General features: G+C 33.7%; 13 protein-coding genes. 3 read left to right on the forward strand and 10 right to left on the reverse strand.

Annotated elements, in window-relative coordinates; genetic code table 11:
- The 8 genes from ACNQGO_RS13325 to ruvC all read right to left on the reverse strand — a co-directional run bounded on the left by ACNQGO_RS13325 (window position 1) and on the right by ruvC (window position 5401).
- Window positions 1-543 carry a heme NO-binding domain-containing protein gene (locus ACNQGO_RS13325; RefSeq protein ID WP_417985563.1) on the reverse strand — a complete coding sequence of 181 codons (543 nt, stop codon included), beginning with the start codon at window positions 541-543 and terminating at the stop codon, window positions 1-3.
- 4 nt (window positions 544-547) lie between these two features.
- Window positions 548-961 carry a response regulator gene (locus ACNQGO_RS13330; RefSeq protein ID WP_417947765.1) on the reverse strand — a complete coding sequence of 138 codons (414 nt, stop codon included), beginning with the start codon at window positions 959-961 and terminating at the stop codon, window positions 548-550.
- 112 nt (window positions 962-1073) lie between these two features.
- Window positions 1074-1439: an MmcQ/YjbR family DNA-binding protein gene (locus tag ACNQGO_RS13335; RefSeq protein WP_417947766.1), complete on the reverse strand. Its 366-nt coding sequence runs from the start codon at window positions 1437-1439 to the stop codon at window positions 1074-1076.
- A 26-nt stretch (window positions 1440-1465) separates the two neighbouring features.
- Complete coding sequence (locus tag ACNQGO_RS13340) at window positions 1466-2248, reverse strand: cyclase family protein (protein ID WP_417947767.1); 783 nt, start codon at window positions 2246-2248, stop codon at window positions 1466-1468.
- A 55-nt stretch (window positions 2249-2303) separates the two neighbouring features.
- Window positions 2304-2681: a GxxExxY protein gene (locus ACNQGO_RS13345; RefSeq protein ID WP_417947769.1), complete on the reverse strand. Its 378-nt coding sequence runs from the start codon at window positions 2679-2681 to the stop codon at window positions 2304-2306.
- A gap of 53 nt (window positions 2682-2734) precedes the next feature.
- On the reverse strand, window positions 2735-3871 hold the full coding sequence (gene hemW / locus ACNQGO_RS13350) for a radical SAM family heme chaperone HemW (RefSeq protein ID WP_417985564.1): 1137 nt from the start codon (window positions 3869-3871) through the stop codon (window positions 2735-2737).
- Between the two features lie 56 nt (window positions 3872-3927).
- Window positions 3928-4806 carry a hypothetical protein gene (locus tag ACNQGO_RS13355; protein WP_417947838.1) on the reverse strand — a complete coding sequence of 293 codons (879 nt, stop codon included), beginning with the start codon at window positions 4804-4806 and terminating at the stop codon, window positions 3928-3930.
- Window positions 4807-4846: 40 nt separating this feature from the next.
- The gene (gene ruvC / locus ACNQGO_RS13360) at window positions 4847-5401 is read right to left on the reverse strand and encodes a crossover junction endodeoxyribonuclease RuvC (protein ID WP_417985565.1); all 555 of its coding nucleotides are present in this window, start codon (window positions 5399-5401) and stop codon (window positions 4847-4849) included.
- 55 nt (window positions 5402-5456) lie between these two features.
- Here ruvC and ACNQGO_RS13365 point away from each other — a divergent pair, with 55 nt between their 5' ends.
- Window positions 5457-6431 carry a hypothetical protein gene (locus tag ACNQGO_RS13365; protein ID WP_417985566.1) on the forward strand — a complete coding sequence of 325 codons (975 nt, stop codon included), beginning with the start codon at window positions 5457-5459 and terminating at the stop codon, window positions 6429-6431.
- A gap of 7 nt (window positions 6432-6438) precedes the next feature.
- Window positions 6439-7539 carry a glycosyltransferase family 2 protein gene (locus ACNQGO_RS13370; protein ID WP_417985567.1) on the forward strand — a complete coding sequence of 367 codons (1101 nt, stop codon included), beginning with the start codon at window positions 6439-6441 and terminating at the stop codon, window positions 7537-7539.
- A gap of 121 nt (window positions 7540-7660) precedes the next feature.
- On the opposite strand, the gene ACNQGO_RS13375 is transcribed toward ACNQGO_RS13370, so the two are convergent.
- Together ACNQGO_RS13375 and ACNQGO_RS13380 are read right to left on the reverse strand one after the other, a co-directional pair.
- Window positions 7661-8137, reverse strand: a complete 477-nt coding sequence (locus tag ACNQGO_RS13375) for a hypothetical protein (protein ID WP_417946464.1) — start codon at window positions 8135-8137, stop codon at window positions 7661-7663.
- Window positions 8138-8179: 42 nt separating this feature from the next.
- Entirely contained in the window at window positions 8180-8569 is a 390-nt protein-coding gene (locus ACNQGO_RS13380; RefSeq protein WP_417985568.1) for a hypothetical protein, read from the reverse strand.
- Window positions 8570-8621: 52 nt separating this feature from the next.
- Between ACNQGO_RS13380 and ACNQGO_RS13385 the strand changes: the two genes are divergently transcribed.
- Entirely contained in the window at window positions 8622-9122 is a 501-nt protein-coding gene (locus ACNQGO_RS13385; protein ID WP_417985569.1) for a DUF456 domain-containing protein, read from the forward strand.
- The last annotated feature ends 128 nt before the right edge of the window (window positions 9123-9250 follow it).

A 9250-nucleotide genomic window follows, 5' to 3' on the forward strand; every position in this document is an offset into this window, starting at 1 on the left:
TTACCAATTAATTTTGAATATTTCGTGAGTGCTCCCTTCGTTTCTTGATTGCAGTAAAGTTATCGTCACTGGAGTTTTATATAAAATACCTAGTCCTTGAATGATTCCCTTCACAAAATCTTGAAGCCCTACTCTCTTAGAATGATAATGTAAATGAAGCCCAGATAAGCTAACATCACTTACTTTAAACTCTGGGGGAGTAAGTTTAGGGTACACAACCATAACCCTATTGTGAAAATTAGGTAAATTGATTAAAAAATCACTCAAACTTTTCCCTCCAGACTCCATTAGACCGGGATATTTCTCAGATGTAGTATGTACCACCCACCATTCTCCAAAGGCAATTAATACTTGACTCAAGGTCATGTTCATTTCTTCTGAAAGTGTGGTAGCAATTTGATAGGTAATAGCATCATCATACACTTCATTGCTTAGAAAAAAATCAACATCAATACCGCTTTTTTCATGTACAGTCTCCCATATTTCTCTACCAAAATTAGCAACAACTAAGTCTTCTATTGATTTATTTACAATGCCGTACATGATCCTAATTTGTGATTAACTCATTTGTACTCCAATATTCAACCAATTTTGTCACTCTATCCACATATTCATCATATTTTAAGGGTTTTAGTAAATAACCCGCAATCCCTATTCTATAACACTCTAACAAATCTGACCTATTGCTAGATGTTGTCAATATAATTGCAGGAATGTATTTTAAATAATCGTCTGATTTTAATATTCCTAAAAACTCTATTCCGTTTATTTTGGGCATGTTTAAATCTAAAACAATAATGTCAGGAACAATTTCTTTTTCCTTAAGTATTGTAATGGCTTCTTCGCCATTATTTGCCTCAACAATCTTGTGAGCTATTTTTAGCTTACTTAAAACCCTATTGAACTTCATCACTTCAATTTCATCGTCTTCTATTAGCAAAATATTTAGTGCTTTTGTCATGGTATTTGGATGTTTTAAAAACTAAAAATACTAAAGTTATATCCTGCTCTTACGCTTTATCGATAATACTGAATTTGATATAGACCAAAATGCATTAAGTATCGATAACTGGTTATACCAATTTTAATTCAAGTTGAACTTTTTTGGGCAAACTTTTACAAATCAATTCATAGGAATGATCTATCAACTCTTTAACAAGCGCATCCGAAACTGATTCATTCAGAGCAATGGTGTTCCAATGGGTTTTACTCATGTGAAAACCTGGCTGAATGTCATCATATTCGGCGCGTAATTCCTCAGAGCGCTCCGGATCACATTTCAAATTAACAGATGGTTGTCCTTTTTCCCATTGACTTAAAGAGGCCAATGCAAACATTTTTCCGCCCACTTTAAAAACTAAAGTATCTTCATCAAAAGGAAAATGTTCGGTCACTCCTTTTTTAGACAAGCAATATTCGTAGTAGGTCTCTAAGTTCATTTTTTGAAATTATTTACATTCAAAATTTATAATTCATCTTTCAAAATAGCGTACAAAACCGGCTTACTAGGACTTGCATCATTCTCAAAAGAAGCAATTTGTAAATTCAGCAAATAAGTACCATCTTTCACTTCATTTGAAACAAAAATCATCTCCGTAATCGTACAGTCCAATCGTGCATCAGCATTCAGATTATCAACATCAGTTACATTCCAAAAAGCTTTGTGCGCTACTAATTTTCCATCATCTTTTTCTTTATCAACACTTGGCAAATCAATCAGTAGATGTTTTATTCCGCTTTCACAAATGAAACGCGCAGAATCTTCCTCCAGATAAGGCGGATTGGTATTCGAATATTTTAAATGCTTTTTTCCTTCTAAATTAGGTAATGTTCTAATAATTAGTGCTTCTTTTGGAACACCCAACTTTAATGTCACATCGAGCGCAGTATAAATACTATTTAACGTAACCACCAAATCTTCCCCTTGTAATTCTGGTTGAACCGAAATTAATTCAGCCATAAAGAAAAACTGTTTCAATGATTGATTGATGCTGTAAAATTCCCGTGTAATATGACCCAAGCATTCCGTATGCGTCCCGTGTCCATGCGGATTGAAAAAAATATTATTGAAGTTTGTCGATGATTTCCCTTCTGACACTTTCCCGATCCAATCCCCAAAAACTACAGGTTCAATGACCGGCTTCTCGATATACCAAGCAATTGGATTTTCATCGGTATTCGTTAACGGAATCGAAATATCAATGGGTTTTGATAAATCTACTTCGAAATTGTTGATTTTTGCTTTCATAATATTTTTTACCGCAAAGGGCGCAAAGGTTTACGCAAGGCACGCAAAGTGATGATTAAAGATTATTTACAATTCTTTTTATTCCATCTTTTATCAAAACAACATTAAAATTCATGAGTAAACCTAACTTACAATTCGTCAATTTCAGATACGTTAATAATTGAGCAAAATGAATATCATTTAAAGCATCTACTGATTTTATTTCTAAAATCAATTTATCCTCAACAATAATATCAATTCGGTAACCAATATCTAATTTGACCTCTTCATAAACCAAAGGCAAGGATTTTTGTTTTACAACATTCAAACCCAATTTCTTTAGCTCATAGAATAAGCACGCCTCGTAGGAACTCTCTAATAAGCCCGGACCAAGTCCCTTATGAACTTTCAAAGCACAATCAAATACAATTCTAGATAATTCATTTTCAGTCATACTAATATATCTTTGTGAACTTTGCGTAAAACTTTGCGACCTTTGCGGTTACGTTACTCTTCCAAATTTAAGTAAAACAAATCACTTGCAATTCCATCGGTCAAAAACTTTCCTTTTGCGGTAGGTTTTAAGATATTGTTTTCGATAAACACCAAGTCATCATCAAGGAATTTCTGAGATTGTTTATTCAAATATTCAAGGTATACGGTTCCAAATTCCTGCTCAATTCTATCCAAAGAAACGCCCCAAATAGTCCGCAAACCAGTCATAATATATTCATTATACCGGTCCGTAATCGAAAGAATTTCTATTTCATTTGGCAATTTATTCTCTTGAATAGATTTTAAATAAAGTGCATTGTTCGAAACATTCCAACTTCTTGAAACACCATCATAACTGTGGGCCGAAGGACCAATTCCAAGGTATTTTTTCCCCAACCAATACGCCGAATTATTGTTTGAAAAATAATTGGCTTTGCCAAAATTTGACAATTCATAGTGTATAAAGTCATTGGCTTCGAGCGTTTCTACTAAAATAGCAAAATGTTGTTGCGCAACTTCATCTTTAGGAGCAGCAATTTTTCCTGTTTGTATCAGTTTATTCAACGCCGTTTTAGGCTCTACTGTCAAAGCATAACTTGAAATGTGCGGTATTCCAAAAGACAGTGCAGTTTCTATATTTTGTTTCCATTTCTCATTGCTCATGCCAGGAATTCCATAAATTAAATCCAGTGAAATATTATCAAAATATTGGGTCGCTTCTTCTAAACATTTTTTGGCTTCCGCCGAATTATGAGCGCGATTCATTAGTTGTAAATCATCTTCAAAAAACGACTGAATCCCTATGCTTAAACGATTTATTTTACTTTTAGACAATGCAATTATTCGTTCGCTAGACAAATCATCCGGATTGGCTTCGAGCGTGATTTCGGGGTTTTCTGAAACAGAATAGTTTTTATAAACTTCTTCTATCAAGAAATTAATTTCTTCAGATGTTAAAACACTTGGCGTTCCACCGCCAAAATAAATGGTTTCAACTTGTTCCTTTTCAAATTCGCTTTTACGCATTCGCAATTCTTTGGCAATAGACATAACCATCTCCTCTTTCTTCTTCATCGAAGTCGAAAAATGAAAATCACAGTAATGACATGCCTGCTTGCAAAAAGGGATATGAATGTAGATTCCTGACATAATAAAAGAGCAAGATAAATCTTGCTCTTGAATTAATACGTTAAAAAGTAAAAAAATTAATAGTTTTCGTAAATAGTTTTGAAAGCACCTTCGGTGATAGTTGTAGAGATATTGGTTTTAGGATCTTTTGCATTGAATACATAAGTGCCTTTTATGATTGTATATCGACTACCTACAATTTTATCGGTGATAATAAGGTTACCAGTTCCAGCATAATCTACATATGAATTCGTTAAAGGATCATATTTAGAAAGCACTACTTTATTGACAGTGGTAGAAGGTGTAAAATTGTACGTTCCTTTTTGAGTATTGTTGTGATTTATTGTTAAGCCGAAGGCATACGCATCGTCACTTTGTGCTGTTAACGTAATATCGGAACCCGAAAAGAAACCATCGGTTTGACTTTCTTTAATTGATCTCCAATTCGTTCCATTAATTTTTAATGACGTTCCTAAACCAGTCACTTCTGGTGCAGGTTGATCGACATACTTAACATAAAAATTACCTTCAACTGAGGAAGAACTAGAACTTAAGTCAAACATATCCTCATAAAGTTTCCCCGAAAAAGTAACTTTAACTGTTTTATTTGTCTCGTCTAAAGACACTAATTCAAAATTAAAATAATTAGAACTAAACTCATAAAAGCTATCTCTCCATGGTATAGACGAACTTACAGGACTCGTTGAACCAATTCTTTCAAAATGTCCAAATTTATCAAAAGAAGCGTAAATGCTACTACCATCCGAAGCTATTCCTAAGACTTCGATAAAATTCTCTGTTCTTACTGCTGTCCAACTTACAATAGGAACATTTAGATTATTCAATTTGTAAGTAAAGGATTCTTTTGGATTCGAACTACTGCTAGACTCATCAGACGAACAAGAAGAAAAAATAGAAATAACTAATAAAACGGCAAAGACTCTAATAAACTTCATATTTGTATTTTTTTTAATTTAAAATTCCTACAAACATAATCTATTTTTTAATTCTATTTTCATTATTCTTCACAAAAGCATCCCACCCAGTATAACTCTTTTCACCAATTACTTTTCCAGAATTGAAAAAATGACAAACTGCTGCTGCCAATCCGTCTGTACTATCAAGGTTTTTAGGTAATTCTTTCAGCCCTAAAAGTTGCTGTAGCATTTTGGCAACCTGCTCTTTTGTAGCATTTCCGTTTCCGGTGATTGCCATTTTTATTTTCTTGGGTTCGTATTCTGTAATTGGTATGTCTCTAGAAAGTCCAGCCGCCATGGCCACACCTTGCGCGCGACCTAACTTCAACATCGATTGCACGTTCTTGCCAAAGAAAGGGGCTTCAATTGCAATTTCATCCGGATTGTGTGTGTCGATTAATTCAATGGTTCGCTCAAAAATGATTTTTAGTTTTTGATAATGATTGTCGTATTTGGACAATTGCAACTCATTTAATTGCAAAAATTCCATTTTTTTATTGACAATTTTTATCAATCCAAAACCCATAATTGTGGTTCCAGGATCAATTCCTAATATGATGCGTTCGTTTGACAAAAGATTTGTTTAAAGTTTAAAGTTCGAAGTTCAAAGTTTTCGTTTCTTTGTAACAATGATTTCAATTCCACACAAAACTAAACAATTACTCGTAGTTCTAATCAAACTTTTGATCGTTGGCGGTGCGTTTTATTTTATTTACAATCAATTGGCAAATAACGACAAACTCGACTGGCAAAAATTCATTGTTTTATTTCAAAAAAATCAATCTATTACTGGAATTGCGTTTCTTTTATTGCTAAGTGTTTTAAATCGGTTTTTTGAAATATTGAAATGGCAAAACTTGGTAGCATTTATCCACAAAATCTCTTTGAGTGAAGCTACCAAACAAGTTCTTGGCGCGCTAACTGCAGGTCTTTTTACACCAAATGGAATAGGCGAATATGCTGGAAAAGCATTGTTTTTCGAAAAATCTAATACAAAAAAAGTAATTTTCCTGAACCTGATTTGCAACGGAATCCAAATGATACTGACCGTTATTTTTGGATTTATTGGGCTGCTTGTTTTTAATGCGCAATACCATGTGATTGCGACAAAAACGGCAGTGCTGCTTCTTGCAGTGCTACTACTGCTTTTCCTAGTTTTATTTTTAGTCAAAAAAATCACAATTAAAGGGTATTCTATCGAAAAACTGATTCATAAGATTAATGAAATTCCAAAATCCATTCATCAAAAAAACATCTTTTTGGGTATTTGTCGTTATTTGGTTTTCTCGCATCAGTACTACTTTTTATTTTTGGCTTTTGATGTTGATTTGCCATACCTCACGATGATTGCTACGATTTCATCTGTTTATTTTCTAGCGTCTTCGCTGCCTACTTTTCAATTTTTGGACTTTGCCGTTAAAGGAAGTGTTGCTGTTTATTTCTTCGGGATTTTAGGCGTCAACGAATGGATTGTAATTTTCATTTCTACTTTGATGTGGTTTCTCAATGTGGTATTACCAGTTGTAATTGGTAGTTATTTTGTCTTGAATTTTAAAACCCTCTCCCCAACCCTCTCCAAAGTAGAGGAAGACGAAACTATATAAAATAATTATGATTCCAATTGTTTTATTCCTCATAATCCTCATCTATTGCTTGGCGATACTAGTACTGATTTATGGTTTTACCAAGGTGAATACAACCGAAAGTAACGGCTTAACGCCAAAAACAAAATTCTCCATTATCATTCCATTTCGGGATGAAAATGAAAACTTGCCGCTTCTATTAGACAGTTTTTCGAGTTTGAATTATCCAATAGATTTATTCAAAGTGATTCTAGTTGATGATGATTCTAAGGAAAAGTTTAAAGTACAACGGTTAAAGTTTAAGGTTTCAATCGTAGCTAATAATCGGGTTTCAAATTCACCTAAAAAAGATGCCATTGTAACCGCAATGCAAATTATAAATACGGACTGGATTATCACCACCGATGCCGATTGTGTAGTTAATAAAAAATGGTTATTGACCTTGGATAATTACATTCAGCTTCATGATGTTGCCATGATTGCCGGAGCGGTAACGTATACTTGTGGAAATTCATTTTTACATCATTTCCAGCAATTGGATATAGCAAGTTTACAAGGCGCTACCATTGGGAGTTTTGGTATTAATAAAGGATTTATGTGCAATGGCGCCAACTTTGCGTATACCAAATCCTTTTTCCAGGAATTGAATGGCTTTCATGGAAACGATACAATTGCTAGTGGCGATGATGTTTTCCTTTTGCAAAAAGCAATTGCTAAATTCCCTGACAAAGTAAGTTATCTAAAAAGTCCAAATAACATTGTCATTACAAAACCATTGGATAATTGGAAATCATTGTGCTATCAGCGCGTTCGATGGGCCTCAAAAACAAGTTCGTATCAGAGTGCTTTCGGGAAAGGATTGGGTCTGCTAGTATTTGCAGGGAATTTGTGTTGGGTGTTGGGTATTGGGCTTTGGTTCTTTGGTGTAGTACCTATTTCGATTATCATTTTGATCATCGCATCAAAGTTTACTGTAGACACCATTTTGATTTATAAAACCAATCGTTTTTTAACCAAAAACAAAATCCGGTATTTGATTTTGAGCAGTTTGTTCTATCCTTTTTTTAGTACTAGCGTGGCTCTTTATTCTTTGTTTGGAAAATACGAATGGAAAGGGAGAAAATTCTAATTTGCACTACAACCATAGCCCAGATGGTAGCGGCATCCTTTTTCTTTTTTCTTTAAAAAGAAAAAGATACAGTGAACAGCTGGAAATAGCTCCTCATTAAACTTCGCTAAGAACAATAAAACTACTCTACTTTTAAAATTACCGGAAGTATAAATTGTGTTTTCACGGGGATTCCACGTTTGATGGCTGGATTAATTTTTGGAAAATCAACTAAACGGACTTTAAGTATACTGTCGATTTTAGTTTTGTCATAGGCAACCGAATCTTTAGGAAATTGAGGCTCGAATTGCATTGTAGCATTAGGAAAAATAGTGACCTTGACCTCTATTGTGTCCAGTTCAGGATAAAGAATTGAAAGTGTATCAACACGTAACTTATCTTGAATCAGCTGCGTTAAAACTTCAAAAAAACACTGTTGACGTTGCTTTTTATCTTCTATTTTTTCACAATCTACTACCGATGGGTATTCATCGACTTCTTTCCAGTTGATGGATTTCAGTTCCTTTTGTAACAATTCCTTTTCCGAAGGGATTTGCTTGTCAAAGTATTGACAGGAATTAAAAATGAGAAATACGAAAAAGAGATAATACTGCTTCAAGGTTTTGTTTTTGAATGGAACTAATAGGATCTAAAATTACACTTATTTTTTTTGAGATGCTTTCAAAACTAAATAATCTTCATAGGCTTCTGCAAACCATTTCTTTTTGTTTGTAGCAGCAATTTCTTTTTGATCTGGATACAATGCCGCCAAACGATCTGAAAAAATAGCGATTTGTATGGTATAGGTATAGAATTCCTGTTTTGTCAACAATAGCGATGGATTTGATTTTTTATCAAAAAATTCAAAAAAAAGCGCATCAAACTCTTTCAAAGAATAATTTAATACTTTTACTCTATTTTCATTGTAAATAATTTCTTTTACATACATATCCTTGTCCGTAACTATTATTTCTTGGGCATGTATAGTCCAACACGAACAAGTAAAAAAGACGATAATCGATAATGCTATATTAAATTGAACCTGTTTCATGAGTTAAATACAATGCTGATTTTGTATTTTCAAAATTACTAAAAATAAATGTATGGATGTACTGCTTTTTGCTCTTGGTTTTATTTGTATGATTTTAGGGGTTTTGGGTAGTTTTTTACCCGTTTTGCCTGGACCAACATTAAGTTGGATTGGATTACTGCTCTTGTACTTTACAGTTGCTGTACCAGCCAATTATTGGGTTTTAGGCGCTACATTGTTAATTACAATAATTATTTCCGTTTTAGATTTTGTAATCCCAGCCAAAGGCACTAAAAAATTTGGCGGCAGCTCTTATGGGGTATGGGGAACTACTATTGGATTAATCGTCGGTATTCTTGCTCCAATCCCTTTTGGCTTCCTTATTGGACCTTTTATTGGCGCATTGATAGGTGAGCTTATATTTGATCTCAATGATCACAAACGGGCTTTGAAAGCAGCCGTAGGTTCGTTCATAGGCTTTCTAGCATCAAGCTTCATGAAATTTGTACTTTGTGTACTGTATTTGGGATTGTTTTTGTGGATTGTTTGGCAACATAAATCCGAGCTATTTTAGAGGAGTTTTTGGGATCAAGTCTAAAACCTGTGGGGAAATATTAAATTTCGATATTTGTATTTTAAAAATAGATACAAATGCAAGATTCTTTTAGTGAGCTAATCAAATTATTATTACCTGAAATTGTT

Origin of the sequence: Flavobacterium frigidum (genome assembly GCF_048286735.1) — a bacterium.
Lineage (GTDB): Bacteria > Bacteroidota > Bacteroidia > Flavobacteriales > Flavobacteriaceae > Flavobacterium.